The organism is Mesorhizobium sp. M7A.F.Ca.CA.004.04.2.1 (assembly GCF_004022825.1).
GTDB lineage: Bacteria > Pseudomonadota > Alphaproteobacteria > Rhizobiales > Rhizobiaceae > Mesorhizobium.
Genome location: NZ_RZPH01001647.1, coordinates 1 through 658, shown reverse-complemented (window position 1 = coordinate 658; position 658 = coordinate 1). Strand labels below are relative to the sequence as shown.

General features: G+C 65.2%; 1 pseudogene. It reads left to right on the top strand.

Going from position 1 to position 658, the window contains the following annotated elements:
* Window positions 1-658 (top strand): annotated as a pseudogene (locus EN893_RS36715) (hypothetical protein); the annotation flags it as partial.

Below are 658 nucleotides of genomic sequence, written 5' to 3'. Positions count from 1 at the left end.
AGCCGGCAAGCTCGCCGCATCCGCGCGCACCAACAATGCCGGCTTTGCCAATTTTCCCATGTCGGTGAAAAGCAGAAAGGCCGTGATCCGCAAGCCGGGCAACTGGCGCTTTGTGGTTTCGGTGCCGCCCGGCTGGCAGGCGAAAAGCGAAAATGACATTCAGTCCCGACGCTTCATGCCGCTGCCGGGTTCGCCGGCCGGGATGGTATCGCAGGAGATGCTGCTGCCGGTCGGTCTGGCACCGCCGCGCCGCGTCAGCGGGCGCGTTGCCGGCGATGGACCAGCGACCCTCTCCATGTCGGGGAACGGGCACGTCCTGGAGACGCGGGCACTGGCCCCGGGTGCCGTCTTCAGCTTCGACCTGGCTGAAGAAGCCAACACGGTCAGCGTCAGCGGCGGCGGCTTGGAGCGGCGGCTGACGCTGTCGCCCTACTCGGCGGATCTCGGCCTGCTGTCGCCGCAACGCGCCGGCATCGACACTGATGCCGCCCTCGAAACGATCGATTTCGACGATGTGACGTCGCGCAGCCTCAGGAAAATTCCGGCTGGCCATGCCGGATTGGCGTGGCGCAACCTGAATGCGATGGCCCGCGACTTCACCAAGGATAGCCAGGGCTATGTCAATGGCAATGTTTCCGGCGACCATGTGCTCTACACC